This window comes from Flindersiella endophytica (genome assembly GCF_054779015.1).
Window position 1 is genome coordinate 1 of sequence record NZ_BAAGYY010000008.1, and the last position, 24,805, is coordinate 24,805.

Here is a 24,805-nt window from a genome sequence, read left to right on the forward strand (position 1 = left end):
ATTAGCGGCGGGCTGGGCGGGCGGGCTGGGCGGGCGGGCTGGGCGGGCGGGCTGGGCGGGCGGGTGCGTCGGGTACCGTCGTGGTGACTCAGGGAGTTGCTGACCGGCAGGAGCACCCACCTTCATGGATCCAGGCAGGGGAGCCTTGCGCATCGCTCGTGGCGGTGTGTTGGCTGCGGCCTGCCTGTTGCTCGCGATCGCCGGGCACGTTGGCGGTGGCGGGCACCTGCCGCCGCTGCCGGCACTGGTCGTCACCGGTGTGCTGATCGGTGCCGCGTTCGCTGTGCTGGCGGATCGGCGGCGCGGGCTGAAGCAGCTGATGGCCGCCTCCCTCGCGGCCCAGGTGCTGTTCCACGCGGTGTTCGCGCTGGCCGGGCACGATCAGCACACGCTGCTGGTCTCGGGCGCGCCCGCGCTCGTCCGGCATGGCGTGGCGTCGCTCCTGGTGGCCGCGCTGGCCGCCCGCGCCGACGAGATGCTGTGGACGCTGGCCGGCCTGCTGCGGCGGGCGCTCCCGCCGCCCCTGGTGGTGGTGCCGGCGGCTCCGCCGCTCGCGGCGGTTCCGGACTTCGTTCCCCTGGCGAGTCGTGTGTGGACGGACGCCCACTCCTGCCCACGCCGCGGCCCGCCACCCTGCTGACCGGCACGCAGGGCTGTTCCTTCGATTCTTTCGACGCGCTCTTGCGTGCCTGGATGTTTCCTCACCAGGTAGTCAGCACAGGTCAGCGCAGGGAGTACCAGCCATGTCACAGCAGAACCGTGCCGCGAGGCAGGCCAAGCTTGCCGCCGCCCGCGAAGCCGGGGAACGTCAAGCCAGGCGGCGTAATCTCACGATCACACTCGCGGTCATCGCCGCGTTCGCCGCGGTCGTCGGTGGGTTGTTGGCGATCAACGCCGTTACGAACAACGAACAACCGGCCGCCGCCGAAGGCGCGGCGAACGGCGGCGGCGCGCCGCACGTTCGTTCCGACAGCCACCGGCTGGGCACGGCGGCCGACGGGAAGGTCACGCTGGTGGAGTTCCTCGACTTCGAGTGCGAGGCCTGCCGGGCGGCGTACCCGATGGTCGAGCAGCTGCGGAAGGACTACGCCGGCGAGGTCACGTTCGTCGCGCGCTACTTCCCGCTGCGAGGGCACTTCAACGGCGAGCGGGCGGCCCGCGCGGTCGAGGCGGCGGCCAAACAGGGAAAGTACGAGGCGATGTACCAGAAGATGTTCGAAACCCAGTCGGAGTGGGGTGAGCAGCAGGTGCCGGCCGACGACACGTTCCGCGGCTTCGCGCGGGATCTCGGGCTCGACGTCGCCGCATGGGAGAAGGCATACAACGACCCGGCGACGCTACGACGGATCCAGAAGGATCTCGCCGACGGGCAGGAGCTCGGCGTGCAGGGGACGCCGTCGTTCTTCCTGAACGGGGAGCGGCTCGAGCCGCGGTCGTTCGACGACTTCAAGGCCGCGATCGATGCAGCACTCGCCGAGTGAGGCGGTGAACGGCGGCGCCGCCAGGCCGGCGCCGCCGTTTCCGCGGCTGGTTCCGTGGCTGCTGGTCGTGGGTGGCGCGGTCGGGCTGGCCGCCGCGTTCACGCTCACGCTGGAGAAGCTCGCGCTGCTGCGCGACCCGGCTTACGTTCCGACCTGCAGCATCAACCCGGTCCTGTCGTGCGGCTCGGTGATGACCAAGCCGCAAGCCGAGGCGTTCGGCTTCCCGAACCCGCTGCTGGGGCTGGTCTGCTTCACGATTGTCGTCACGGTCGGGGTCGCGCTGCTCGGCGGCGCCCGCCTGCCGCGCTGGATCTGGCTGGGGTTGCAGGCAGGCGTGACGTTCGGCGCGGTGTTCGTGCACTGGCTGATCTACCAGAGCCTGTACGTCATCGGCGCGCTCTGCCCGTACTGCATGGCGGTGTGGGCGGTGACGATTCCGATCTTCTGGTACGTCACGCTGGACAACCTCGGCAGCGGACGGCTGCCGGGGCCGTCATGGCAGCGCGGGGTGGTGAGAGGGCTCACGAACTATCACGCCGTGGCGTTGACGCTCTGGTTCCTCGCCGTCCTCACGCTGATCGGTGTGCGGTTCTGGGCGTACTGGAGCACGCTGCTGGCGTAGACCGGGGCTGCCGTATGTTCAGCCTTTCGTGAGTTCAGCTTCTGATGTACAGTGCTGGCATGCTCGCGATCGCCACACATGCCGAGGTGCTGTCCCGGTTCGGGCACGCCCTGTCGGATCCGACCAGGTCACGGGTGTTGCTGGCGCTGCGCGAAGGGCCGGGATACCCCGCCGATCTGGCGGCCGCGCTGGGCGTGTCGCGGACCAACCTGTCCAACCACCTGGCGTGCCTGCGCGGGTGCGGCCTGGTCGTGGCGGTTCCCGAAGGCCGGCGGACTCGTTACGAGCTGGCCGATCCGCGGCTGGTGCACGCGCTGGGCGACCTGCTCGGCGTCGTACTCGCGACGGATCCGGCCACCTGCCCGCCCGACTCGAGCGGGGAGTGCCGCTGATGGTCGCCCTCGACCTCCCGCGGCAGACCCAGCTGGCCCGGCGGGTGCGCCTGCTGGTCGCGGCGACCATCTCCTACAACGTGATCGAGGCCGTGGTGGCGATCACCGCCGGCACGGTCGCCTCGTCGACGGCCCTGATCGGGTTCGGGCTCGACTCGGTGATCGAGGTCTCGTCCGCGGCGGCGGTGGCGTGGCAGTTCTCCGCACGTGAACACACGGTTCGGGAGGCCCGGGAGAAGCTGGCGCTGCGGATCATCGCGGTCTCGTTCTTCCTGCTCGCGGCGTACGTCAGCGTCGAGTCGGCGCGCGCGTTGCTGGGCGCGGGGGAGGCGTCCCATTCCACGGTGGGGCTGGTACTGGCCGCGCTCAGCCTGGTGGTGATGCCGGGCCTGTCGTACGCCCAGCGGCGAGCCGGCCGCGAGCTGGGATCGGCGAGCGCGGTCGCCGACTCCAAGCAGACGCTGCTGTGTACGTATCTCTCGGCTGTGCTGCTGGTCGGACTGGGGCTGAACAGCCTGTTCGGCTGGTCCTGGGCCGACCCGCTGGCGGCGCTGGTGATCGCCGGCGTCGCGGTCAAGGAAGGCGTCGAGGCGTGGCGCGGCGACGCCTGCTGCACGACGGTGCCGGCTGCCGGACTGGCGACCGCCTCCACCGAAGACGCGTGCGGCTGCGAGCCCGGCTGCGACTGCTGCTCCGACGATCAGTAACGGCGCTGCGCTGACACACTGGCCGATCCCGGCCGTTACTCCTTGTTTCCCGTCACCGGGTGGGCGGCAGTGCCGTTGGACCACGACCGGAGGAGAAGGAGAGCTATGGGTATTGGCACGGGCGTCTTCCTGATCGCCGCAGGCTCTGTCCTGTTGTGGGCGATCGACGCCGACCTCCCGTACATCGAGGACGACACGCTCGGGCTGATCCTGTTGGTCGCCGGCATCGCGGTGCTGGTGATCTCGGTCGTCATGAAGGTCGACCGGCCGGAGGCCGGCGTGGGCACGGGCGTCTTCCTGATCGCGGCCGGCGCCGTGCTGTCCTGGGCGATCGACGCCGACCTGCCCTACATCGCCGACTACGTGCTGGGCACGACCCTCATCGTCGCCGGAGCGATCTCGATCTGCGCGACGCTGGCACTCAGCCTGCAACGCAGACGCGAACGGCAACGCGCCTACGAGCAGCGGGCCGCGTTCCAACCGCCGCCGTCCTATGCCCCGCAGGCTTACCAGCAACAGCCGTACCAACAGCAGCCCTATCAGCAACAGCAGCAGCCTTACGGGCAACAGCAACAGCCGTACCCGCAGGACCGCTACTGAGATTGCGGAGTTCGTCGCAGCAGCGCGATCCCCCAGCGCCGACGAACCGGGATGCGACGGCTCAGCGGTTTCTCGCGTTGGCGGCCGAGCTCATCGACGCCTCGCTCGCGGCCGCCGACCAGCTACGACCGCGCCGGCTGCGAGCACTTCACATCCCTGCCACGCTGGAATGGCTTCGTACCGAAGACGTGCTCCGGCAAGGCTCAGCGGTAGTAGCTCTCGGCGAGCTGCCGGATCTCGCCGGCGGTCTCCGCCTGTCCGAGGAACTCCAGCGCCTGCCGCAGGATCCGGGTCTGCTGGCCCACGTCGCCGGGCCGCCCCAGCGCTGCGCCCATCGGTGTGTCGACGCCGAGCACTCTCGGTGCGCCCATCTGGGCGGCGACCGTGGGCAGCGAGGCGATGATGACCGTCGGGATGCCGGCCGTCTCGATCGCACGTTGCAGCGTGACCGCGGCCCGGTGGCAGCTGCCGCAGCCGCCGGTGAGGACGACGGCCTGGCTGCCGTCGGCTCGTAGCCGGGCGACGAGCTCGGTGGCCGTACGTTCGGCGACCAGCTCGATCTCGCTGCCGCCGCCCTGCATGGCGTAGTGCATGCCGGCGACCGCGCCGATCACACCGGCGGCCGCCAGCTCGCGCAGCCGTTGCAGGGGATAGAGGCAGTTGGGGTCCTGGTTGACGTCGGTGTGGTCGTAACTGCCGGACGAGAACACGATCCGTTCCCGCGGAGTGTCGCCGCGGATCTCGCGGAGGCTGTAGTCGCCGTAGCCGGCGAACGGCTGGTCGCCGTGCACGTGGGCGGCTGCCGCGGTGACGAGCGTGACGGTCGTCTGGCCGAGCGCCTGCTTGGCGTGGACGAGCGGAACCGGTCGTGTGTCGGGGATCGGCACCTCGCAGGCCAGGCCGGCGGCCGCTTGTGGGTACGCGTGGTCGACGAGCTTCTGGTTACGTGCGACGAGATCCGGGTCCCACCTGGCGGGCGCGGGCTCGATGGTGTGGCCGGCCAGCAGGGACTTCAGCATGCCGACGGCGCGGTGGGCGTCCTGCGTTGCCGCGGTGTTCTCGCCGAGGACGTCGGTCTCCTGGCCGGTGTCGCCCTTGTTGACCTCGACCAGCGCGGTCATGTGGACGTTGCCGACGACCATGCCGCGGGCCGCCGACCAGCACACGCCGACCGTCGGCGTTCCGTTGTCGCAGAGCGAACGGCCCCGGGCGCTGATCCGCGCGATCTCGGAGATCTCGGCGGCGAAGTCGATGTGGTTGTTGCCGAAGCCTTCGGTTGCGACGATCGCGCCGGCGACGTCGAGCGCCTCGACGGCGGCGCCGACCCGGGCGGCGACGAACTGCTTGCCCGCTTCGAGATGCGGGCTGCCGACCACGATGACGCCGGCCGGCCAGAGGTCCGGGTCGCTTGCCAGGACATCGAGCAGGGGGTCGCGGAAGTAGTGGAGGGTGGTCTCCTTGCTGGACGGGCCGACGCAGCAGAGCGAGTGGAGCGCGCCGTCACGGATCTCGTTCGTACGCAGGACGACGGGCGCGTTGCCGAGGTCGATGATCGACCGGCCGCCTCGTACGCCGGCGGGCTGGGCCGGCAGGAGCAGGTTGTCGTGCATCGCGCCCTGGCCCATCACGAGCTTGACCAGGGCGATCCGTGGACGGCCCGGGTCGGTGGTGCCGGGCTCGGCGTAGGTTCGTCGTTCCCGGATCGCGTCGTCGGGTGCGGCCAGCAGCGCGGCCCGGATCCGTTCGGCCACCTGGTCGGCGGCCTGGTGGGCGGCGGCGGGGCCGCGCCGCTCCATCCGCGTACCGGCGGCGATCGTCACCGCGACCCGGATGATCCAGTCGCCCGGATCGGGCGTGCCGGCGGCGGCGTCGGCCAGCTTTCCGGCCAGCAAGCCGGCGGAGTTGCCCGCCTCGCCGAGCTGCTCGCCGGCCTCGTCCACGCCGGTGACCAGCAGCACCGCACCGCGAGCGAGCCGGGTGATGCCGGTGCCGAGCCTCCCCTCGACCTTGACGGCGAGCGGCATGACGTCGAGGACAGTGTCGGTGGTGACGTCGCGTCCGGCCGGCGGGAGTACGTCGACGGCCAGCTCGGTGACCAGCGGCACCTCGATACCGTCGGCGATGTCCGCGGCCACCGTCAGCGTGCCGCCGGCCCAGCTGGTGTCCGCGCCGCCTGTGCGCACGTCCGTGATCGGGAGGATCTCGTGGACGAGCTGGGAGGGCGGGAGCAGGGCGCAGACGTCTGGCCCGGTGGCGGTGACCGGCATCGTTCTACCTCGGTATTCTTCTAGTGCGTTGGCGTCAGGAGTAAAAGGCTTGTTGCTGCTGACTCTAGAAGAAGTTTCGTCAGGAGTAAAGATGGAGTTTGGTACTTATGCGGGCCGCGCGGTGCTGACCGCCGTCGATCTCGTGAACAGCTACGACGCTGTGCACGACGTCGAGCGGCTCGCCGGCGCGGAGGGCCTGGTCGCGCTCCTGACCGACCGTGGCTGGGTTGTCGACGCGCCGATCAACGAGCGGCAGCTCGGCCGGTTCCGGGCCCTGCGAGGACGGCTGCGGGCGGCGTTCGAGGCGCCCGAGGTGGCGGACGTGGTTGCCGGGCTCAACCAGGTCCTGGCCGAGCAGCGCGCGGTGCCACAGCTCACCGACCACGACGGTGGCTGGCACTGGCACTACCAGCCGCCGGGCAGTGCGCTGCCGGATCGGGTCGCCACGACCTGTGCGGCGGCACTGCTCGGCGTCATCGCCCGCGACGGCGATGCTTCCCGGTTACGTACGTGCACGGCCGATGGCTGCGGCAACGCGTTCGTGGACGCCTCCCGTAACGGCAAACGCCGCTTCTGCGACGACCGTACGTGCGGCAACCGCACCCATGCGGCCGCCTATCGTGCGCGGCAGCGCCCTCACTGAGGCGGGCTGCCGGTAGGCCAGCGCTCCGCGATCTCCTTGACCTCCGGGTCCTTGATCTCGGCGTGCAGAGCGCCGGGGAAGTCGCCCCAGTAGACCTGGTACGGCCGATCCCAGATCCGATGGATGCCGGTGTCGACGGGCTCGGTGATGCCGAGCGCGTTGTGCATGGCGGCGACCTTCTCGTACACCTTCAGCAGCGCGGCCTCCCGCTGCTGCCAGGTCTCGGCGCGCAGCGCGTTCCACAGCAGCGGCGACAGCTCGGGACCGCAAGCCAGCCGGGAGAACGCGGTGCCGAACCACTTGGAGTACGGGGCGTACTTTCGTTCGAGCAGGAAGCAGAGCCGCATCAGCTCGTGGACCATCCGGGCGCCGATGATCGCCGACCCGAGCTCGTCGCCGACGTCTCCGGACCGTCCGACCAGGTTGGCTTCCGGGTGCACCCGCCACCAGGCACCGATCATCAGATAGAGCCAGACATCGCGCGGATAGTAGGCGAAGCGGTCGCGCACCGCCTGCAGCCCGATGTCGTCGTGGAACACCGCGCCGGCGGTGAACATGCCGAGTCGCAGCTCGTTGAGCGCGAGCCAGTCGGCGGCGTGCAGCTCGGCCTCGATGTCAACCTTGAGCTGCTCCTGCACATACCCACGGATGGTGTGCACACCGAAGTCCGTCTGCCGGCCCTCGAACGTTGCGGGGAGTCCTGCGCGGAGGGCCTCGTCCAGTGCTTCGTGGTGACGGGCGTGGTCCTCGTCGCTCAGGAACAGGAGTGCGCGGGGCTCCCAGTTGTGGTCCCTCGACATGTCGTCGTCGAAGCCGAGCACCTCGGACCCGCGTCCGAGCAGTGCCGCGCTGTGGGGGAGCCTGGGCGCTCTGCGGTCGAGGATGGGACGGACTGCTTCGTGGTAGAAACGGCGGCTCAGTTCCTGGCCCTTGGCGAGTGGCATGGTCGAACTGTCGCAGGTTCGCGCGGGTTGCTGTCAAACGAACAGGTGATCAGCTGGTACGCCGGGGCGCGAGCAGGAAGTCGAGTTCCCGGCCCAACCATCGGGCGAGTGAACCCCTGCGGAAGATGGCCCAGCTGACCAGAGCGCCGTTGTAGCAGGCGAGGGTCGCCCGGGCCAGCTGCTTGATGTCGCAGGGCACGAGCTCGCCGCCGGCTTGCGCGTCGGACAACAGGGCGCGGATCCCTTCGAGCATCGCGTTCGCATGTCCGAGGACGTGCTGGTGGAAGTCGGGATCCGCGAGCTCGAGTTGCAGGAACGCGAGGTGGTTGGCGAGCTCGCCGGGCGCGTCGATTCCGCCTGCCATGCCCACCAAGGCGGCTCGCAGCGCCGCCAGTGGCGACGTGTGCCGGGTGCGTGCGGCGGCGAACCGCACGGCCGGATCGCCTGAGGCCTGCGCGGAGAAGGCGAGTAACAGCCCACGCTTGGAGCCGAACCGCTGCACGAGTGTGGCGGCGGCCAGGTTCACCTCCGCGGCGACGGCAGCCAAGGTGAGGCGGTCCGGGCCAACCCGGGAGATGACGCGGGCAGTCGCGGTCAGGATGTCGTCGTCGCTGACGGTTCGAGGTCGTCCCATTCCTCCATCATAGTTTATGAACGTTCGTTTATAATCGATCCCATGACGACATTCGACATCGATCTGCGCGGCACCGTCGCGGTGGTGACCGGCGCGAGTCGCGGCGCCGGCCGGGGAATCGCACTGGTCCTGGGCGAGGCGGGCGCGACCGTGTACGTCACAGGACGCAGCACCCGAGGCGAACCGTCCGGCCCGGGCCGCGAAGGCAGCATCGAGGAGACGGCCGAGGCTGTCGACGACCGAGGCACCCTACGGGGTGGACGTGGCATCCCGGTCCGCTGCGACCACACCGACGACGAGCAGGTGCGGGCCGTGTTCGCACAGGTCCGTCAGGAGCACGGCCGCCTCGACCTGCTGGTCAACAACGCCTGGGGCGGCTACGAGCAGCGCCCCGACGAGCCGGAGATCGCCTTCTTCGGCACGCCGTTCTGGGAGCAACCGCTGTGGCGATGGGACAGCATGTTCACGTCCGGCGTACGCGCGCACCTCCTGGCGGGCAGGCACGCCGCACCGCTGCTGGTCCAGCATCGTGACGAGCGGCCCGGTCTCGTCCTCAGCACCATCGCCTGGGCGTTCGGCGCCTACCTGGGCAACGTGTTCTACGACACCGCCAAGGCGGCGACCATCCGCATGGCCTACGGAATGGCCGAGGACCTCCGCCCGCACCGCGTGGCAGCCATGGCGATCGCCCCAGGACACCTCGGCGTCAACGAGACGAACGAGTACCTCGGCCGGGCCGTCGCCACCCTCGCCGCCGATCCGGACATCATGGCCAGGACGGGTGCCCAGGTGACGGTCGGCGAGTTGGCCCGTGAGTACAACTTCACCGACACCGACGGCACTCAGCCCGAACCCTTCGGGCTACCAGTGCCCAGCTGACGTCGTCGCCGGATGCCCCCAAGCCGGCCGAGCCAGCCGGCCGGTTTGGGGACGGCGCGATGAAGTGGATGCGTGGGAAGTTCTGGACTGTTTCATCGGCGGTGGGTGGGAATCATGGGGCCATGGTCGAGTTCGGCGCGAACGCCATGCACAAGCTCAAGGAATCCGCTGTCGTACGCCGCTTCCGGCAGGAGAAGCGGATCTACCAGCACAACCATGACCAGCCGCTGGAAGGCTACGCGGCTGCCATGAGCCTCTTCGCCGGCGGCGTTCTCGCAGCCACAGCTGTGGGCCTGCTGGTCGGCCGCAAGGCTCCGAACGGCTTCCGGCTTGCCGATGTGGTCCTCGGCGGGATCGCCACGCACAAGCTGGCCCGGATCGTGGCCAAGGATGCGGTGATGAGTCCGCTGCGCGTGCCGTTCACGCGGTTCGAGGAGCCCACCGGTGCCGGCGAGGTGGCCGAGGAGGTACGCGACGAGGGCACCGTACGCACGGCGTTCGGCGAGCTGATCAGCTGCCCGTTCTGCCTGGCGCCATGGATCGCCAGTGCGTACACCGCCGGCCTGGTGCTCACCCCTCGCATGGCGCGGACGTGGGCGGCGGTCTTCACCACGGTGGCCATCTCCGGCTGGCTGCAGCACGTCTACGCCCACGTACGGACCGACTGAGCCATCGGCCGCAGCCCTGAAGCATGGTGTACTGCCTGCTTCGCAGGGTAGCGCGTGTCGCATGAGGCTAGGGGTCATGGACATCGGCTCGAACTCCGCGCAGCTGCAGGTCGTCGATGTGATTCCGGGAGCGCCACCGCTTCCGACGCATGCGATCAAGGAGCCGACACTCCTCGCAGAGGCGATGAACGAGCACGGCGAGATCGACGAGTCCGGGCTGGCCCGGCTGACCGACGCGGTCGCCCGCGGCATGGTGGCCGTGGAGCGCCTGGGTGTGGGGGAGCTGTACATCTTCGCCACCTCCGCGGTGCGCGACGCCCGAAACCGCGACGAGGCAGTACGCCGGGTCGAGGCGGCGTCCGGCCTGCGGTTGCAGTTCCTCTCCGGCGAGGAGGAAGCGCGGTTGACCTACCTCGCGGTTCGCCGGTGGTACGGCTGGTCGGCGGGCCGCCTGCTCGTCCTCGACATCGGCGGTGGCTCGATGGAGATCGTGCTCGGACGGGACGCCGAGCCGGACTTCGCCGTCTCGCTTCCCCTCGGCGCCGGCCGCCTGACAAGGGCGTACCTGCGGGGAGATCCGCCCACCCGTAAGCAGATCAAGGCGCTGCGCAAGCACGTACGCGAAACGCTGAGTGAAGTGATCGACCGGCTGCGCTGGGAGGCGGAGCCCGCACGGGCGATCGCGACGTCGAAGACGTTCAAGCAACTGGCCCGGTTGGCCGGTGCGGCGCCGCAGCGCAAGGGGCCGTTCAAGCATCGTGAGCTCTCCGTCGACGACCTCGGGGAGTGGATTCCCAGGCTCGCGAAGCTCCCGTCGGCCAAACGCTCCGATCTGCGCGGGATCTCGCGTTCGCGGGCGCGGCAGATCGTCGCCGGCGCGCTCGTGGCGAAGGCGACCATGGACGCGGGCGACATACCGGCGGTCGAGCTCTGCCCATGGGCGCTGCGCGAAGGCATCATGCTGACCTACCTCGAGTCGAAGGCACACCAGTCGGCGTGCACGACGCTGCAAACCGTCCGGCCACGCGCGAACGGCGAGTCCACGCCCCTGCACGTCGTCACCGAAGAAGGCGGGTGACGGGGGCCGCGACCGCCCCCGCGCTGAGGCGAATGCGCGGCGCGGTTGTGGTTAACCAGCGCGGTGGGGGGAATCCCCAGCGCCCGAACGTGAACCACAAAGTCTTGTGAAGGAGACTGGCAATGCCTGATGTCGTTGATCTGATCATGGCCGACCACCGGGAAGTGGAACGGCTCTTCGACGTTCTGCAGAAAGAGCCCGACCAGCGTCCGATCGCCGGGCCGACGGTGACAGCACTGCTGATCGCCCACTCCCGCGCCGAAGAGGCGGAGGTCTACCCGGTCGCCCGCGACGAGGCCGGCGAGACCGAGGAAGTGGAGCACAGCCAGGAGGAGCACGCCGAGGCCGAGGAACTACTCGAGAGGTTGCAGGCCACCGACCCCACCAGTAGCCAGTACGAACAGATCCTGCAGAAGGTCGTCGACTCCGTCACCCACCACGTGGAGGACGAGGAGAAGACCGTCCTGCCAGGTATGCGTGAGCGGCTCAGCGACCAACGCCGCGCGGAGCTCGGCGAGGCTTTCGCCAGGGCGCGCGCCGAACACCTGGGCGACCTGCCGGGCGAGGCGACCCGCGAAGAGCTGGTGCTCCAGGCCAAGAACTCAGGCATCAAGAATGCCGGCAACATGACCAAGGCCGAACTGAAGCGCCGGCTCCAGCCGTAACCATGCGGCCTACCTAGCTAACAGGGGATTGTGACGAGCAATGTGGCGCGGCCGGAGCGAACCGACGCTCCGGCCGCGAAACGTATCACCGGACGCCGAAGCGCCGGCGGTCAGTGGGCTTCCTGCTCGCTGTCGATCGCGGACGGGTCACCGGGCTCGTCCTTGCTCGCCGAGATGTCGCGCGCACCGACCGCCGCCCCTACGTTGTCGAGTTTGCGTTCGATCCGTTCGAGGTCCTCGGCGTCCGCCTGGAAGAGCAGGTGCTTGGCGCCGAGCAACAGGATGGCCTGGAAGACCAGCTGGAACCATTCGCTCTGCCAGTTCTCGAACGTGGAGGCGAAGAAGCTCGGCAGGAAGTCCGACCACGCGAACTCCTGCCCGTGCTGGCTCTGCTCGCTGGTGAACTCGACCATCTGGGTGAAGAACTGGCCGAGCCACGAACCCAGGAAGAGCAGTACGAGGACGTAAACCGCACCCCAGCGACGAAAGTGACGCATAGCAGGACCTTCCGTTCACCGCGTCGAATCACAGCTTTCCGTTTGATAAGGACGGATACCCCGAAGAGACCGGTCAAACGGTTCTGGCCGAGCCCATGCCATTGCTCGGCCGTCAGCGCGGAGAAGAAACGCCGGTGCCCAGCCAGGCGATTGTGAGCATCGCCGAGCTGAGCGTCGGCATCGGTCAGCTTGTCTTGTTCAGCCGGGCGGCCAGCAGGTCCTTGCCTTGGTCGCCTGCCTTCTGGTTGTTCTCCTGGATTCTGCGGAACCACGTGGCCAGTTCCTCGTCGCCTTCGCGCTCGGCGTCCTGGATGTACTCCTCCATCCGCCAGGCGTTCTCCAGCGACAGGTGCAGAATGGTCACCAGGTTGTAGTTCTTGTCCTTCAGCGGACTCTGTGGCATGACGGCCTCCTCGTAGATTGGCTCGAATCCCCCCTCCACGGAGTGCTTCCCCAGGCTCAGAAGTCAAACGCCGGACCCGGCGAAGCCCGAGCGGGAGTACGCCAAGGCCGAACTCACGGCACCCTCGTCCGCCCCAGGTGCGGCTGGCCGTCGCGGAAGCGGTCGTTCGAGGCGAGCGACACATGGCATTCCGGCTCATAGCCGGCCTGCGTGCACACCAACTTCACCAGCACCTCGTTCCACCCCGCCGTGAGCGAGACCGGACCGGCCGAGTCGGCGCTGCCGCCGTAGTTCGGGCGGACGCCGCGATAGCGGTTCGCCGCCTTGACGAACGTGCCGTTCACCCAGTACGCCACCGGGCAGTTCGCGTCGACGACCAGCCACGCCTCCTGGCCGGCCGGTGCGTGTACGAACGTCTGCGCGTACAGCACTCCGCCCCCGGGATCGAACTCCCCGGCCAGCGGAAGCGAGTGCCCGGCAGCCCAGCCGGACCGCCAGCCGGCCGGTGAGAAGTCCGTCTCCAGCAACTCCGCATCCGACCGGCCGTCGGCGGGATACGGCCCGGCCAGCCGGGCGGCGACCGCGCCCACGAGCACGACCGGAACCGGCTGCTGGACCGGCCGTCGCCCGGGCGCCACCGTGAGGTACAGCCGGTTCGAGTTGTCGACATATCCCGACGCGGGGACCTCGATCCGCCAGGCCAGCTCGGCCGAACCGTAGCCGTCGACGGACACGCGCTGAGGAGCCGGCGCGGTCCAGCCGGACGGCACCACGAGGCCGCAGTCGACGTCAACCGCGTCCGGACGGTTGTTGGTGAGCACCGTCGCGACGTCCTTGACGGTCTGCGGAACGGCGACCGGAGAGCCGTTGTACTCAACGGCCACACCGACGTCCGGCGCCGGGAACGAGACCCGCGTCGGGCTGGCGTTCCACAGCCGTTCCACGGACTCGTCGGCGTACAGGTCTTCCTCCGCGACGGTGAGCCGCCCGTGGTCGAGCAGCGAGCGCTCCGAGAGCACGGACATCGCCACCCGCCGGATCCGGCGGACCAGTTCGTCGAGATTGGCCGGGATCGGGTTGGGACCGTCGGACAGATGCCGTACGCCACCCCACGACTCGTTGGTCGCGATCGTGTCGCCGAGCGGCTCGATCCACTTGCCAGGCAGGCCGGAGCGCCCGGCCAGGATACCGAGATAGCTGCCGATCGCCGCGCCCGAGGAATCAGTGTCGTAACCACAGTTGACGGTCTTGCAGATGCCGTCACCGAAGTCCTCGCCGTACAGCAGCCCGATCACCTGGAAACCAAGGTTGATGGGGGAGTACTGCGCGTTGTAGTGCGGCGTCGCCTCCAGCACGCACCGGCGCGCGGCCTTCCAGTCCAGGCCCTCGGCGTGTGCGGTCACGGCGGCGCCGACAGCGGCAGCGGTCCGGCTGCCGGCGGGAACATACGACAGCCCGATGTCGATCAGCCGCTGCCGATCGTCGACCACGAAGCCCGCGGACTCGACCGCCACGTTGAACAGCTCGCCGTAGACCGACTCGCCACCGGCGTGGTCGCAGATCGCGTCCTGGTACGCGTAGAGGGCGGCCACCCGTGGAGCGGCGGGTGCGACGCAGGCCCAGATCTCCGAACGGATCGGGCAGCCCATGCAGTCCTTGAACCAGTTGTTGTGGTTGCCGCTGACCGGTGGCTCCAGCCCGAGCCGCAGGTTGGTCTTCGACAGGCCGTACTCGTCGAAGTTGTAGCCCACGTGGTCGAGCCAGTACCGCGCCAGATCTCGCGCGGTGAGCCCTGGCCCGACCTCCTCCAGAGCCTTCAGCCACGCCAGCTGGATCTCCAGGTCGTCGTTGGGCAGACCGCCCTCGGCGAGCTCGGGGTACCACCACACGTCGAACGGCTCCGGCTCCCCGAACGCCTTCTCCAGCGGGGTTCCGAGCGTTCCTCCGGCGTTCTTGCCCAGCCAGCAGCCGTAGACCTTGTCGTAGAAGACCGAACCATCGAGGTCGAGTTCGAGCACGTTCCGTACCTTCCTTCTTGGGCCTTCACATCGGTGCTGTGGACTCGCGGACGACGAGCTCACAGGGCAACAGGCGGTCGACGACCCGCGCCGGACCGGTGCCGCTCATCCGCTGGTGGAGCAGCGTCATCGCCTCGTGGCCCAGGCGTTGCTTGGGCTGAGCCACGGTCGTGAGCGGCGGCACCGCGTGCTCGGCCAGGTCGATGTCGTCGAAGCCGACGACCGACAGGTCCTCGGGCACGCGCAGCCCGCGCTTGTACGCCGCCTGGATCACGCCGAGCGCCACAGCGTCGTTGGCCGCGAACACCGCGGTCGGGGGATCCGGCAGCGCGAGCAGTGCCTCGAGCGCCGACGCGCCGCCGGTACGGTTGAGCGGCCGCAGCACGGCCAGCTCGCGGGCGACCTTCACCCGCGCGGCCTTCAACGCCTCGGTGTAGCCGCGGCGCCGACCCTTGGCGAGGTTTCGCCCACCGACGTAGCCGATTCGCCGGTGCCCGAGCGCGATCAGGTGCTCCATCGCCTGCCTGGCACCGGCGTGCGTGTCGGTCGTGACCCGGTCGGCGACGGGCGGGTCGAGCCGCATGCCGATCAGCACGATCGGCGTGCCCTGCCTGGCGGCGGCGACCAGGTAGTCGTTGATCGCACGGGTCTCCGGAGGAGTCACGACCAGCCCGTCGACCTGGTGGCTTCGCAGCGCCGTGAGCGCCTGGAGCGTACGGTCCTCGTCCTCGTCGGTCGACGTAGTGACCACGCAGTAGCCGAGCTCGGTGGCGCGTTCCTGCAAGCCCCGCACCAGCTCGGCCGTGAACGGGTTGGCGAGGTCGGAGGTGACGAAGCCGATCAGCCCGGACTTCTTCGTCGTCAGGCTGCGGGCGGCGATGCTGGGCACGAAGCCGAGCTCGGCGATGGCCAGCCGGATCTGCTCCCGCGCGGCCGTCCCGACGTAGCCGCTGCCGTTGACGTACCGCGACACCGTGCCGATCGACACCTTGGCCCGGTCAGCGACGTCGTACATCGTCACCATCCGGCACTCCGATCCGATCGCGGTGGTGTGTAACCGCTTACACAAGACCGCACCGTGAACGGGCAGTCAAGCTGCGTGACCGGTGCAGGCCAGTGCCCGCCAGCTGTCAACCTGGCCGTTACAGGAGCCGGTTTCGCCGGCCACGTTGGGTGCTGAGCGTGACCTGATGCTGGTCAACGGATTTCCCACGCAGTGGAACGCGAGTAGCGTGTGGCTCCCGGCGCGGCGGGTGGTCGCCCTAAGCCCTAGTCGGGCCCCGCCGCGCCGGCTCGGCCCGCCTGCGGGCCGCGTGCTGCCGGCTGCAAAGTGCAAGTTGTCTCGCTATTCGAGACGTGTTGTGACTATTTGTGAGTCCTGTTTCGCAGAGAATCCGATCCGGGCGGGCCGATCTGGTTATCGCCGCGGTTCGGAGGCCGATACTCCTACGAGCCGGTTCACGGAACAGGGATACCAGCCTGGTTACCAGGCGTGCTTTTCGGTCACTTACGACACCCCGGATATCGGCTGTTGTCCTGGCTTGCGCGGCCCGCCACGCCTGATGAAGATTGAGCCCGCGACTTGGAGTTCTTGGGGGCGAGTGCTCGAGTCGCTGGCCAAAACCCCTCGGTTTGGCCGGAAAATGGCCGGCCCGCGAGTGCTTTTGCTCTGTCAACAGAGTTCTGCGTGGAGAGCGCTCGCGGGTCGTGCCTGTCCCCAAGCTTGAATACACGCATTCTTTCGAAGGGCCGTCGCATGGTGGAAAGAACCGCCATGAGCGTGGACCAGATCCACCTCTGGCCGATGATCGATCAGCTGCCGTCCTGCCGTATCCACCACAGCCCACCGGCGATATCGGTGCGGTTCGCGCGCGAATGGAGCATTCATCTGCCCGCGACGGCCGCCAGTGTTGCTTACCTGCGCCGACTCGCCGCCGTCGTGGCGACGTGCGCGGACGTGGTCGACGAGGACGTCACCCGGCGTCGCTCCGGCACGCACAAGAAGACCAACGACAGGAGGACGGAGCCGTAATGCTGCTCGGTCTCCCCACCGCACCACGGTCGCCCGAGCCGCTGAACGCCTTGTTCATCGACGATCGACTGCACTGTTACGGGCCGGACCTGTGCGCGCGGCTGCGTTACTCGTCGTTGGCGGAGGCCGCCCGGGTCACGCCGGCCGGCTCGGTCGCCTTGCTGGAGTTGGGTGGTGCCGGCCTGCTGGACGGCGCCGGCGTGAGCGAAGCGCATCCGTTGCGTGTCATCGAAGCCGAGGCCGAGGTGTCGGTCTGGATCGGCTTGGCTGCGTTGCTCGTCCTGTGCCGGAAGGCGCCGCACCCGCTGGCAGAGACGTTCGATGCCTGGGCGGAACGCCAGCGCGAGTTCGACTCGCTGTTCGCCGTTCCACTGCCGCTGTTCGACGAAGGTCTCGACCTGCTGGCCCGGGCGATCGGCCCGACCGTCCAGGTGCTCGGGACGACCAAACGGTGCGACCAGTCCGGTGGCCGGGCGCTGGACGGACAGGTCGTCGATCCGCCCGACGTCTTCGAGCTGGGAGACATCGTCGGATCCTGCCTGGAGGACGAGGTTTTCCTGTTGGAGCAGTTCGGCGGGAGCTCGGTAGCGGTCCGGGACTGACGCTGATGCGAAGCGGGTAGTCAACGGGTGCTCGAACCCCGTACCCGAAGGGTTGCCCGACGTGCCCGAAGCTGGTTCCAGTCCAGCGGTCCTGCCCCGCGGTGTGGTCGTCCTGCTCTGGACGGCAAGCCTGGTCGTGGCAGTGGCCGGGATCCGTGCGATCTCCGGCCTGATCGGCCCGATCTTCCTCGCGCTGATGCTCGTCATCGCGGTGACGCCGGTGCAGGAGGCGTTGCGCAAGCGCGGGTTGCCCGGGTGGCTCGGCACGGTCGTGACGCTGATCCTGCTCTACGCCGTGCTCCTCGGCCTGGGCGTCGTGCTCGCGGTGTCGGTCGCGCGGCTCGCGGCGCTGGTGCCGCAGTACAGCACCGAGGCGCAGGGCCTGGTCGACTCCGTGGAGAACCTGCTCAGCCGGCTGGGCGTGAGCACCACGGAGGCCGGCAAGCTCGGCGCGCAGATCGACTACAACCGCGTCTTCGACCTGATGACCGGCGTGCTCTCCGGACTCGCGGGGGTCTTCTCCAACCTGCTGTTCCTGGTTCTCCTGATGTTCTTCATGACCCTGGACGCCGCCGGTTTCCCGGCTCGGATGGCCGAGTTCGCCCGAGTGCGTCCGGACGTCGCGACCGCACTCGGCAGCTTCGTCCACGGCACGCGGCGCTACCTCGCCGTCTCGACCGTGTTCGGCGCGATCGTGGCCGTGCTGGACTCCGTGGCCCTGGCGATCATGAGCGTTCCGCTTCCGTTGCTGTGGGGCGTGCTGGCGTTCATCACCAACTACATCCCGAACATCGGCTTCGTCATCGGCGTGATCCCGCCGGCTCTGCTCGGCCTGCTCGACGGCGGCTGGCCGACGATGGTGCTGGTGATCGTGGTCTACAGCGTCATCAACTTCGTTCTGCAAACTGTCGTTCAACCGAAGTTCATGAGCGACAGCCTGGGCTTGACCGTGACGATCACGTTCCTCGGCCTGACGTTCTGGGCGTGGGCGCTCGGCGCTCTCGGCGCACTGCTCGCGATTCCGCTCACGCTGCTGGCGAAAGCGCTGATGGTCGACATCGACCCGGCCAGTCGCTGGGCGAATCTCTTCCTCGAGGCGAGACCAATCAGGCAGCCGGACAAAGAACCTGTCAAGCCGTCGGCGACGCAACCGCCCCCGGAGACCGAGGTCGAGCGAGACGAGGACTGAACGGCGTTGTTGACTGCCAGTAACAAGCTTTGACGGGCATTGTCGCCATCTGAGAACTTGAGCGATTCCAGTCTTGCCCGGCGATTTTCCCGCGGCCGTTGCCTGGTTATCGCCGGACGACTTCCGAACGGTGTGGTTGGGCAACCATCGCTATCGGCGGTGGACAAACCCATCGGATTCAGGCGTGACGCGCCGATCGGACGAGTCAGGCAAGGCTTGCATACTCACTGCAACCCAACTAAGACTTGGTGTATCCATCGTTGTAAGGCGTGCCCTGCAGGGGGGCTTCAGTCGGTTGAATCTCGGCACACGCCGCAACGGGAAATTCGAGAAAGAGGTGTACGGGTGCCTTCGGATCTGGAAGCACGGGGGACCGGGAAATGCGCGACTGAGCGGCGTAGGTCCTACCGCATACGAGATCGCGTGTTCCTTCGGCTCAAACGGGAGTCGAGAAAGCTCAGTCAAGCCGACATGGCCGCGTTCATCGGTGTGTCACGGTCGGCTGTCACGCACTGGGAGTCCGGCGCCAATCCATGTGTCGACGAACGTAACGCCGAACTCATCGCAGTGCTGCTGGACGAGCCGATGCAGGCACTGTTCGTCGAGTAGGTCGACGAGGCACGGCTCCACATCGTGGTAATCGCGAGAAGGAATCTCATCCCATGTCGAAAGTGCGCAGCGGACACGTCGGATTCTGGCCCCGGACCGACCAGGTGCTCACGTACTCCATCCGTGACAGTGATCCGCACGAGGTAACGCTTCGGCTCGCTTCCGGGTGGAGCGTCCACCTGCCGGCGACGGCCAGCGGCGCCGCCTATCTTCGCGGCCTCGCCGCCGTGGTCGCGAAGTGCGCCGAGGACCTGGAAAAGGCAGCGCCCTACCTCGGCCCGAGGTGACCGGGCTGGTCGCGTGGTAGGAAGACGCATGCGGTTCGTCGTCCTGGGGCCGGTTCGCGCGCTGCGTTCCGGCGTCGCGGAGCCGGCCGGTGGTGTACGCGAGCGGTTCGTGCTGGCGAGCCTGCTGGTGTACGCCGACCGGCCGGTGTCCGCGGACGGGCTGGTCGACCAGCTGTGGGCGGTGCCGCCGGACACCGCGCGAGCTCAGCTGCACAACCTGGTCAGCCGGCTGCGTCGCAAGCTGGATCCGGACGGTAGCGGGCTGATCGTCACCCGGCCGGGGGCGTACGAGCTGAGGCTTGCCGGGCACGAGCTCGACCTGCTCGAGTTCCGTTCGGCGGTGCGGGCCGCTGCCGACGCGGCAGACGGTGCCGACTCCGACGGCGGCGATGCCGAGGTCGCGTACCAGCGGATCGGCGCGGCGCTCGACCTGTGGAGGGGACCCGCGTTCGCCGATCTGCCCGCCGAGCTGCTTCGCAACGAGCGTGCGCTGCTGACCGAGGAGTGGTACGCCGCCCGCGAGCAAGCGCTGGCCGCCGGGTTCGCGCTCGGGCGGTATGCCGAGGTGGTCGAGCGTGCCGAGGAGCTGCTGGGGGAGGAGCCGTACCGCGAACGCGCGCTCGAATGGGCGATGCTCGCGCACTCCGCCGCGGGGAGGCCGGCCGAGGCCGTGCGGCTGTACGACCGGGCCGACCGGCTGTTCACCGCCGAGCTCGGAGTCGAGCCCGGCGCCGCGTTGCGTGAGCTGCGGCGGCGTCTGAGCGCGGGCGTGGGCTCGGGCTCGGCAGGGCCTTCGTCCGCGGCGAGCCCGCCTCGTCCGCGCCAGCTGCCACCACCGAGTGCGGCGCTCACCGGGCGGGACAAGCTGGTCGAGGAGCTGACGGCCCAGCTGCGCGAACCGGGCGGCAGCAGGGTGGCCGTGCTCGCGGGGCCGGGCGGCGTTGGCAAGACGACGTTGGCACTGACGGTCGCGCACGAGCTGGCCTCGACCTTTCCCGACGGCCAGCTGTACGCCGAGCTGCGTGGCAGCAGCGCCAACCCGGTGGACCCCCACGACGTCGCGGCCCGCTTCCTGCGCGCCCTCGGCGCCGGCCAGGACGAGATCCCAGAAGCCCGCGACGAACGACTGACCGCCCTCCGCGACCGCCTCGCCGGCACCCGCGCCCTCATCGTCATGGACGACGCAGGAGCCGAGGAACAGGTCCGCCCGCTGCTGCCCGCGATCCATGCAGAGGACTCGCGACCCGCCGAGCCCGCCGAGCCCGCCGCGCGCAGCGTGACTGGCGCGAGTGGTGGGACCAGCGAGGCCGTCGGAAGCAGCGCCGCCAGTGCGAGCGGCGGCACCGCCGCGGGCAGCGAGGTTGGCGGGAGCAGTGCGGCTGGCGCGGGTGGCGTGGTTGGTGCGAGTGGCGTGGTCGCTGGGAGCAGCGCTTTCCTTGTGACCTCTCGATATCAGCTGGCCGGTCTCGCCGGCGCGGACCATCGGCGGGTACCGCTGCTCTCGTCCACCTCGGCGATCGACCTGTTGCGGCGGATCGCCGGCGGCGAGCGGGTGCTGGCGGAGCCGGATGCGGCCGAGGCGATCGTCGCGGCTTGTGGGCGGTTGCCGTTGGCGGTTTCGGTTGCCGCGGCTCGGCTCGCGGTGGAGCCGGAGGCGACGCTCGCCGAGCTCGGTGAGCGGCTCGGCGCCGAGCGCGGGCGGCTGGACGAGTTGCGCGTCGGAGACCTGGACGTACGGGCGACGATCGGGTTGAGCTACGAGCAGCTGAGCCCACCTGCCCGGCAGCTGTTCCGGCGGCTCGGGCTCGCGACCCCGCGTTCCACCGACTGGCCCGAGTGGGTGGCGGCCGAGCTGCTCGAGTCGCCCGACCCCGTACGGACGCTGGACGAGCTCGTCGACGCCCACCTGCTTGAGCCACTTGGCCACGACGTCACGGGCGGCTTGCGCTTCCGGATGCACGACCTGGTCGCCGACGTGGCCCGCGAGCGCGCTGACCTGGACGACGAGCCCGGCCGGCTCCGGTACGTCCAGGAACAGCTGCTCTCGCGCTGGCTCGGCGCCGCGGCGCAGGCCGACGAGTACGTGTCGCCCGACCAGCCGTTCTGGCACGCCCTCGTACACGAAGGCCTGCCGGACCCGCCGGCCGAGCTCGGCGGCGTGCTCCGCGAGCACCCGCGCGACTGGTTCGAGACCGAATGGGCGTGCCTGCTCGCCGCAGTGGGCCGCGCGGCGGAGCTCGGCCGCGCGGACCTGGCGGGGCGGCTGGCGCTGTCGTTGACGGACTTCGCGTCGATCCGCAACTACCTCGACGACAAGGAGCGAGCGCTGACCGTCGCGATCGGTGCGGCCCGGGCGGCTGCTCCGGGCCGGGACGCCGACGAGCTGCTCGGCTCCCTGCTCGGTGCGCTGTCCACCCTGCGCGCCCAGCAGAACGCCTACGCCGAGCTTCGCGACCTGGCCGACGAGCAACGCGCGATCGCCCGCCGGCTGGCCGATCCGGCGATGGAGCTGCGCGCGATCCGGAACGCGGCGTTCGCCGCGGCCTGCGTCGGAACGCTCGTCGAGGCGGGACAGCTGGTCGACGACGGGCTGGAGCTCGCGCGCGAAGGGGAGCTGCCGGGCGTCACGGCGCTGCTGGTGCTGCGGGCCGACCTGCACAACGACGTCGGTGAGTACGCCCAGGCGGTACGTCTCTTCGGCGAGGCGCTGCCCGACCTACGTTCCGGAGGCGGGACCCGCCGGCTCGCGATCGGCCTGAGCATGTACGCCAACCTGCTCACCAACGCCGGCGACCACGCCGAAGCGACGGCCGTGGTCGCCGAGGCGAGGAAGATAGCCGCCGACCTCGGTGACGAGCTCGGGCTCGCCCACCTCGCACTCAACGACGCCGAGATCGACGTCGCCGCCGGCCGCCTGGACACGGCCGAACGCGCGCTCCGCCAAGCCCGCCGCCAACTTGACCGCATGGACGACCGCCTCGGCCTGGCCGCCGTCTTCCTCACCGAGGGCGACCTCCACACCCGCCGCGGCGACCTCGTCGCAGCCCGCGCGGCGCTGGAGCAGTCACTGGCCATCCGCCGCGAGATGCGAACACCGCTGCAGATCGGACGGCTGCTCGCCCGCCTGGAACGTGTCCACCGGGCAGCCGGTCGCCCCGCCGAAGCAGACGAGTGCCACGCCGAGTGGACCACGACCTACGCCGGCCTGAACCTCGACGAGCGTGCACTGCAGCTTCCGGCGTACTACCCGTGAGACCGGCGGAGTAGCCCGCGCGTCCCTTCAGTCCTCGACTGTTGTTGCCAGTGCGTCCGCCGCGAGCACGGCCGCCAGTAGCAGGAACGTGACGACGTGGACCACCGTGCAGTACAGGCAGATCGCGCGGAGTACGACGAACTCGACGTAGACGAGGTAGCACACCATCGCCATGCCGATCCCCGCGCCCGCGATCCGGGCCCAGCGCCAGGTGGCCGCGCGAGGACCCGGCCGCCACGTACCCGGCAGGCAGAGCAGCAGCATCACCACGAAGTACGGAACGCCCGTGACCGCCACCGGGATCACGCCGAACAGCATGGCCTCGGAGCTTGTCGTGACCTTGGCGCAGTTGACCACGCCGGTGTCCGGGCAGGCGAGCACCGTGGGGCTGGTGTAGTGGGCGTACGTCAGATAGACCGCGAAGCCCAGCCCCACCAGGCAGAGCGCGATGCACACCGGTGCCGCCCAGCGTGGAGCGACACGGGTCGCCGTAGGCGTTCTACTTGTCACCGAGCTGCCCTCGCAGCGAGCTGATCGCGGACGACCCGCAGACGTTCGCCGGCTTGCCGCCGGTGGTCTCGCACACCGCGGCGGTGATGGTGTTGGCCGAGCCGTTGATCGCCTGCGCGATCGGGCTCTTCGGGTCCTTCAGAGCGTCGGCGATCTGCTCCATCGACTTGCCCTCCAGCACTTTCGGGTCGTACTGCGTGCCGCGGATGGTGAACTTGCCGGCGAAGTCGACGAACGGGAAGCTGTTCTCGCCGTTGGTGAGCTTGTCGAACTCCGCCTCCTGCCCGGCGGTCAGCTTGTCCAGCGGCGCGTAGCCGTTGCTGTTTCCGTTCTTGGCACGCTGGTTGGTGTTCAGCTCCTTGCCGACGAAGTCGATGTAGTCGCTGCTGAACGTCGAGCCGTGGAACGTGAACGTCGGCGTGTTGGGGTAAACGTCCTCGGCCCCGGAGGTGGTGGCGCCCAGGCCGCTGAACGTGCCGAACCGGCTCAGCGCCACGACCATCGACCAGCGTTCGGCCGCGCAGTAGGGGCAGTACTCCGCACCAACGTAGAGCACCTGCGGCTTGCCGGCCTTGGCGAGCGCCTTGCCGGACGCCTTCGCGGGCAACGACACCGCCGAGCCCTTGCCGATCTGCTCCAGCACCGAAGGCGGCACCGAGGTGGCGGCCTTCAGTACGCTCGCGGGCAGGTCGCCGCTCTGCCGCGCGGAGTCGGTGTCCCTGGTCACCGAGATCGCGACGATTCCGCCGACCACGACCAGGACGCCTGCCAGCACGGCGGCCACGATTCCCAGCCGCCTGCGCCGGTCCGCGCGTTCCTGCTCGGCACGCATGGCCGCGACCTTCGCGCGGGCTGCCTCCTGACCCGCGCGCCGCCGCTGTGCCTTGGACGAAGCCATGACCTTCCCTTCGTACGTGGTTCTTCCACGAAAACTAGTTGCTGGTACGGGACGGAAAGTTCCCGGGGGCGAACAGCTGGGTCAGGCCGATGAAGAGCTGCCCGATCGCGACGACCGCGAGCGCTGTGGGGGACTCGGGTCCACGCTCGTGACCCGCACCCGCCTGGACAGCCGTTCCGCGCGTTCCTGCCAGGCCGTACGCTCGCCCGGACGGCCGCACCGGACACTACGGTCGCGCTCCGGCAAGCCGTCGCTGGCCTCGACCACGACCGGCGGGAGGCGTTCGTCCTCACGCAGGTGCTCGGGCTGTCGTACCACGAGGCCGCCGAGATCTGCGGCTGTCCCGTCGGAACGATCCGCTCCCGTGTCTTCCGGGCCCGCGACGATCTGGTCGCGGAACTTTCGCCGGTCGAGGACGACCGGCCGGCCACGCCGCGGGCAGGCGTCACGTAACCGCAAACCGTCGGCAGGTGCAGACCAGCGGTGCGGGAGGCTGCGATGGACGAGGAACACCGGCCATGGCTGTACAGCCCGGCTCCGGTCGTCCAGCTCACCGACGAGACGTTCGTCGAGGGTATGACCGGGCTGCGCTGGCAGCTGCGCGCTCACCTGTCCGGCGGCGCCCGCTACATCATCGTGGACGTGAGCCGCGTGCGGCACCTGTCGTCGACCGCGCTGGCGGCGCTGCTCGGCGCCCACCGGATCTGCCGGACGCGTGGGGGAGCGGTCGTGCTGCGCAGTCCGGGCCGCCGGACGCTCGACCTGCTGACTCGCACGGGCCTGCACCAGGTGTTCCGGATCGATCGGGCCAGGCCGGAGGCCCTGTCGGCGGGACGGCTCGGCGATCGCCCACCGAGCCGTCCCGCCGACTGACCGCCTGGGTCGCCCCTACCAGGCGGTCAGTGGACCCATCCCCTACTGCTTCGA

General features: G+C 69.4%; 28 protein-coding genes. 19 read left to right on the forward strand and 9 right to left on the reverse strand.

Annotated features, from left to right (window positions below; all coding sequences use genetic code 11):
• Positions 1-124: 124 nt before the first annotated feature.
• The 6 genes from ACYVF6_RS05010 (at position 125) to ACYVF6_RS05035 (ending at position 3,802) form a co-directional block, all read left to right on the forward strand.
• Positions 125-640: a hypothetical protein gene (locus ACYVF6_RS05010; RefSeq protein WP_460516244.1), complete on the forward strand. Its 516-nt coding sequence runs from the start codon at positions 125-127 to the stop codon at positions 638-640.
• Positions 641-743: 103 nt separating this feature from the next.
• Positions 744-1,481 carry a DsbA family protein gene (locus ACYVF6_RS05015; protein WP_460516247.1) on the forward strand — a complete coding sequence of 246 codons (738 nt, stop codon included), beginning with the start codon at positions 744-746 and terminating at the stop codon, positions 1,479-1,481.
• A complete protein-coding gene (locus tag ACYVF6_RS05020) occupies positions 1,462-2,103 on the forward strand; it encodes a vitamin K epoxide reductase family protein (RefSeq protein ID WP_460516250.1) in 642 nt (213 codons plus the stop codon). Before ACYVF6_RS05015 ends, ACYVF6_RS05020 begins: the two co-directional genes overlap by 20 nt.
• 59 nt (positions 2,104-2,162) lie before the next feature.
• A complete protein-coding gene (locus ACYVF6_RS05025) occupies positions 2,163-2,495 on the forward strand; it encodes an ArsR/SmtB family transcription factor (RefSeq protein WP_460516253.1) in 333 nt (110 codons plus the stop codon).
• Positions 2,495-3,202 carry a cation diffusion facilitator family transporter gene (locus ACYVF6_RS05030; RefSeq protein WP_460516256.1) on the forward strand — a complete coding sequence of 236 codons (708 nt, stop codon included), beginning with the start codon at positions 2,495-2,497 and terminating at the stop codon, positions 3,200-3,202. Before ACYVF6_RS05025 ends, ACYVF6_RS05030 begins: the two co-directional genes overlap by 1 nt.
• A gap of 105 nt (positions 3,203-3,307) precedes the next feature.
• Complete coding sequence (locus ACYVF6_RS05035) at positions 3,308-3,802, forward strand: hypothetical protein (RefSeq protein WP_460516259.1); 495 nt, start codon at positions 3,308-3,310, stop codon at positions 3,800-3,802.
• A gap of 203 nt (positions 3,803-4,005) precedes the next feature.
• Here ACYVF6_RS05035 and ACYVF6_RS05040 read toward each other — a convergent pair whose 3' ends face one another.
• Entirely contained in the window at positions 4,006-6,069 is a 2,064-nt protein-coding gene (locus tag ACYVF6_RS05040) for a glycine/betaine/sarcosine/D-proline family reductase selenoprotein B (RefSeq protein ID WP_460516262.1), read from the reverse strand.
• A gap of 91 nt (positions 6,070-6,160) precedes the next feature.
• Here ACYVF6_RS05040 and ACYVF6_RS05045 point away from each other — a divergent pair, with 91 nt between their 5' ends.
• On the forward strand, positions 6,161-6,712 hold the full coding sequence (locus ACYVF6_RS05045) for a CGNR zinc finger domain-containing protein (protein ID WP_460516265.1): 552 nt from the start codon (positions 6,161-6,163) through the stop codon (positions 6,710-6,712).
• Here the strand turns inward: ACYVF6_RS05045 and ACYVF6_RS05050 are convergent.
• On the reverse strand, positions 6,706-7,656 hold the full coding sequence (locus tag ACYVF6_RS05050; protein WP_460516268.1) for a DUF4037 domain-containing protein: 951 nt from the start codon (positions 7,654-7,656) through the stop codon (positions 6,706-6,708). The two genes, ACYVF6_RS05045 and ACYVF6_RS05050, sit on opposite strands and share 7 nt — an antisense overlap.
• A 49-nt stretch (positions 7,657-7,705) precedes the next feature.
• Positions 7,706-8,290: a TetR/AcrR family transcriptional regulator gene (locus ACYVF6_RS05055; RefSeq protein ID WP_460516271.1), complete on the reverse strand. Its 585-nt coding sequence runs from the start codon at positions 8,288-8,290 to the stop codon at positions 7,706-7,708.
• 42 nt (positions 8,291-8,332) lie between these two features.
• Here ACYVF6_RS05055 and ACYVF6_RS05060 point away from each other — a divergent pair, with 42 nt between their 5' ends.
• From ACYVF6_RS05060 to ACYVF6_RS05075, 4 genes are all read left to right on the forward strand, one after another.
• On the forward strand, positions 8,333-9,169 hold the full coding sequence (locus ACYVF6_RS05060) for a Rossmann-fold NAD(P)-binding domain-containing protein (protein ID WP_460516274.1): 837 nt from the start codon (positions 8,333-8,335) through the stop codon (positions 9,167-9,169).
• Positions 9,170-9,291: 122 nt separating this feature from the next.
• Positions 9,292-9,837 carry a DUF1360 domain-containing protein gene (locus tag ACYVF6_RS05065; protein ID WP_460516277.1) on the forward strand — a complete coding sequence of 182 codons (546 nt, stop codon included), beginning with the start codon at positions 9,292-9,294 and terminating at the stop codon, positions 9,835-9,837.
• Between the two features lie 76 nt (positions 9,838-9,913).
• Positions 9,914-10,915, forward strand: a complete 1,002-nt coding sequence (locus ACYVF6_RS05070; RefSeq protein ID WP_460516279.1) for a Ppx/GppA family phosphatase — start codon at positions 9,914-9,916, stop codon at positions 10,913-10,915.
• A gap of 122 nt (positions 10,916-11,037) precedes the next feature.
• Positions 11,038-11,580 carry a hemerythrin domain-containing protein gene (locus tag ACYVF6_RS05075; protein ID WP_460516282.1) on the forward strand — a complete coding sequence of 181 codons (543 nt, stop codon included), beginning with the start codon at positions 11,038-11,040 and terminating at the stop codon, positions 11,578-11,580.
• A gap of 110 nt (positions 11,581-11,690) precedes the next feature.
• On the opposite strand, the gene ACYVF6_RS05080 is transcribed toward ACYVF6_RS05075, so the two are convergent.
• The 4 genes from ACYVF6_RS05080 to ACYVF6_RS05095 all read right to left on the reverse strand — a co-directional run bounded on the left by ACYVF6_RS05080 (position 11,691) and on the right by ACYVF6_RS05095 (position 15,567).
• A complete protein-coding gene (locus ACYVF6_RS05080; RefSeq protein ID WP_460516285.1) occupies positions 11,691-12,077 on the reverse strand; it encodes a DUF6766 family protein in 387 nt (128 codons plus the stop codon).
• Positions 12,078-12,261: 184 nt separating this feature from the next.
• A complete protein-coding gene (locus tag ACYVF6_RS05085; protein WP_460516288.1) occupies positions 12,262-12,480 on the reverse strand; it encodes a hypothetical protein in 219 nt (72 codons plus the stop codon).
• A gap of 113 nt (positions 12,481-12,593) precedes the next feature.
• A complete protein-coding gene (locus tag ACYVF6_RS05090) occupies positions 12,594-14,498 on the reverse strand; it encodes an ADP-ribosylglycohydrolase family protein (RefSeq protein WP_460516291.1) in 1,905 nt (634 codons plus the stop codon).
• A 25-nt stretch (positions 14,499-14,523) separates the two neighbouring features.
• The gene (locus ACYVF6_RS05095; RefSeq protein ID WP_460516294.1) at positions 14,524-15,567 is read right to left on the reverse strand and encodes a LacI family DNA-binding transcriptional regulator; all 1,044 of its coding nucleotides are present in this window, start codon (positions 15,565-15,567) and stop codon (positions 14,524-14,526) included.
• Between the two features lie 711 nt (positions 15,568-16,278).
• On the opposite strand from ACYVF6_RS05095, the gene ACYVF6_RS05100 reads away from it, so the two are divergent.
• From ACYVF6_RS05100 to ACYVF6_RS05125, 6 genes are all read left to right on the forward strand, one after another.
• Positions 16,279-16,530 (forward strand): hypothetical protein, encoded by a 252-nt coding sequence (locus ACYVF6_RS05100; RefSeq protein ID WP_460516297.1) that lies wholly within the window; start codon positions 16,279-16,281, stop codon positions 16,528-16,530.
• Complete coding sequence (locus tag ACYVF6_RS05105) at positions 16,530-17,132, forward strand: hypothetical protein (RefSeq protein WP_460516299.1); 603 nt, start codon at positions 16,530-16,532, stop codon at positions 17,130-17,132. The genes ACYVF6_RS05100 and ACYVF6_RS05105 overlap by 1 nt, the downstream gene beginning before the upstream one ends.
• 61 nt (positions 17,133-17,193) lie before the next feature.
• A complete protein-coding gene (locus tag ACYVF6_RS05110; protein ID WP_460516302.1) occupies positions 17,194-18,321 on the forward strand; it encodes an AI-2E family transporter in 1,128 nt (375 codons plus the stop codon).
• A 423-nt stretch (positions 18,322-18,744) separates the two neighbouring features.
• The gene (locus ACYVF6_RS05115) at positions 18,745-18,930 is read left to right on the forward strand and encodes a helix-turn-helix transcriptional regulator (protein ID WP_460516304.1); all 186 of its coding nucleotides are present in this window, start codon (positions 18,745-18,747) and stop codon (positions 18,928-18,930) included.
• A 53-nt stretch (positions 18,931-18,983) separates the two neighbouring features.
• A complete protein-coding gene (locus ACYVF6_RS05120; RefSeq protein WP_460516307.1) occupies positions 18,984-19,217 on the forward strand; it encodes a hypothetical protein in 234 nt (77 codons plus the stop codon).
• Positions 19,218-19,245: 28 nt separating this feature from the next.
• Positions 19,246-22,470, forward strand: coding sequence for an AfsR/SARP family transcriptional regulator (locus tag ACYVF6_RS05125; RefSeq protein ID WP_460516310.1), 3,225 nt, complete (start codon positions 19,246-19,248; stop codon positions 22,468-22,470).
• 27 nt (positions 22,471-22,497) lie between these two features.
• Here ACYVF6_RS05125 and ACYVF6_RS05130 read toward each other — a convergent pair whose 3' ends face one another.
• Entirely contained in the window at positions 22,498-22,980 is a 483-nt protein-coding gene (locus tag ACYVF6_RS05130) for a vitamin K epoxide reductase family protein (protein ID WP_460516313.1), read from the reverse strand.
• Positions 22,970-23,878, reverse strand: a complete 909-nt coding sequence (locus ACYVF6_RS05135) for a DUF929 family protein (protein WP_460516316.1) — start codon at positions 23,876-23,878, stop codon at positions 22,970-22,972. Before ACYVF6_RS05135 ends, ACYVF6_RS05130 begins: the two co-directional genes overlap by 11 nt.
• A gap of 186 nt (positions 23,879-24,064) precedes the next feature.
• Between ACYVF6_RS05135 and ACYVF6_RS05140 the strand changes: the two genes are divergently transcribed.
• Positions 24,065-24,331 carry a sigma factor-like helix-turn-helix DNA-binding protein gene (locus ACYVF6_RS05140; protein WP_460516400.1) on the forward strand — a complete coding sequence of 89 codons (267 nt, stop codon included), beginning with the start codon at positions 24,065-24,067 and terminating at the stop codon, positions 24,329-24,331.
• A 45-nt stretch (positions 24,332-24,376) separates the two neighbouring features.
• On the forward strand, positions 24,377-24,751 hold the full coding sequence (locus tag ACYVF6_RS05145) for an STAS domain-containing protein (RefSeq protein WP_460516318.1): 375 nt from the start codon (positions 24,377-24,379) through the stop codon (positions 24,749-24,751).
• Positions 24,752-24,805: the final 54 nt, after the last annotated feature.

Excerpts from the sequence above, each read along its gene's own strand:
- ACYVF6_RS05060 (WP_460516274.1), top strand. The coding sequence starts at position 8,333 with ATGACGACATTCGACATCGATCTGCGCGGCACCGTCGCGGTGGTGACC.
- ACYVF6_RS05025 (WP_460516253.1), top strand. The coding sequence starts at position 2,163 with ATGCTCGCGATCGCCACACATGCCGAGGTGCTGTCCCGGTTCGGGCAC.
- ACYVF6_RS05145 (WP_460516318.1), top strand. The coding sequence starts at position 24,377 with ATGGACGAGGAACACCGGCCATGGCTGTACAGCCCGGCTCCGGTCGTC.
- ACYVF6_RS05070 (WP_460516279.1), top strand. The coding sequence starts at position 9,914 with ATGGACATCGGCTCGAACTCCGCGCAGCTGCAGGTCGTCGATGTGATT.
- ACYVF6_RS05125 (WP_460516310.1), top strand. The coding sequence starts at position 19,246 with ATGCGGTTCGTCGTCCTGGGGCCGGTTCGCGCGCTGCGTTCCGGCGTC.
- ACYVF6_RS05020 (WP_460516250.1), top strand. The coding sequence starts at position 1,462 with ATGCAGCACTCGCCGAGTGAGGCGGTGAACGGCGGCGCCGCCAGGCCG.
- ACYVF6_RS05030 (WP_460516256.1), top strand. The coding sequence starts at position 2,495 with ATGGTCGCCCTCGACCTCCCGCGGCAGACCCAGCTGGCCCGGCGGGTG.
- ACYVF6_RS05120 (WP_460516307.1), top strand. The coding sequence starts at position 18,984 with ATGTCGAAAGTGCGCAGCGGACACGTCGGATTCTGGCCCCGGACCGAC.
- ACYVF6_RS05010 (WP_460516244.1), top strand. The coding sequence starts at position 125 with ATGGATCCAGGCAGGGGAGCCTTGCGCATCGCTCGTGGCGGTGTGTTG.
- ACYVF6_RS05065 (WP_460516277.1), top strand. The coding sequence starts at position 9,292 with ATGGTCGAGTTCGGCGCGAACGCCATGCACAAGCTCAAGGAATCCGCT.
- ACYVF6_RS05085 (WP_460516288.1), bottom strand. The coding sequence starts at position 12,480 with ATGCCACAGAGTCCGCTGAAGGACAAGAACTACAACCTGGTGACCATT.
- ACYVF6_RS05040 (WP_460516262.1), bottom strand. The coding sequence starts at position 6,069 with ATGCCGGTCACCGCCACCGGGCCAGACGTCTGCGCCCTGCTCCCGCCC.
- ACYVF6_RS05080 (WP_460516285.1), bottom strand. The coding sequence starts at position 12,077 with ATGCGTCACTTTCGTCGCTGGGGTGCGGTTTACGTCCTCGTACTGCTC.
- ACYVF6_RS05105 (WP_460516299.1), top strand. The coding sequence starts at position 16,530 with ATGCTGCTCGGTCTCCCCACCGCACCACGGTCGCCCGAGCCGCTGAAC.
- ACYVF6_RS05015 (WP_460516247.1), top strand. The coding sequence starts at position 744 with ATGTCACAGCAGAACCGTGCCGCGAGGCAGGCCAAGCTTGCCGCCGCC.
- ACYVF6_RS05045 (WP_460516265.1), top strand. The coding sequence starts at position 6,161 with ATGGAGTTTGGTACTTATGCGGGCCGCGCGGTGCTGACCGCCGTCGAT.
- ACYVF6_RS05055 (WP_460516271.1), bottom strand. The coding sequence starts at position 8,290 with ATGGGACGACCTCGAACCGTCAGCGACGACGACATCCTGACCGCGACT.
- ACYVF6_RS05135 (WP_460516316.1), bottom strand. The coding sequence starts at position 23,878 with ATGGCTTCGTCCAAGGCACAGCGGCGGCGCGCGGGTCAGGAGGCAGCC.
- ACYVF6_RS05035 (WP_460516259.1), top strand. The coding sequence starts at position 3,308 with ATGGGTATTGGCACGGGCGTCTTCCTGATCGCCGCAGGCTCTGTCCTG.
- ACYVF6_RS05075 (WP_460516282.1), top strand. The coding sequence starts at position 11,038 with ATGCCTGATGTCGTTGATCTGATCATGGCCGACCACCGGGAAGTGGAA.
- ACYVF6_RS05050 (WP_460516268.1), bottom strand. The coding sequence starts at position 7,656 with ATGCCACTCGCCAAGGGCCAGGAACTGAGCCGCCGTTTCTACCACGAA.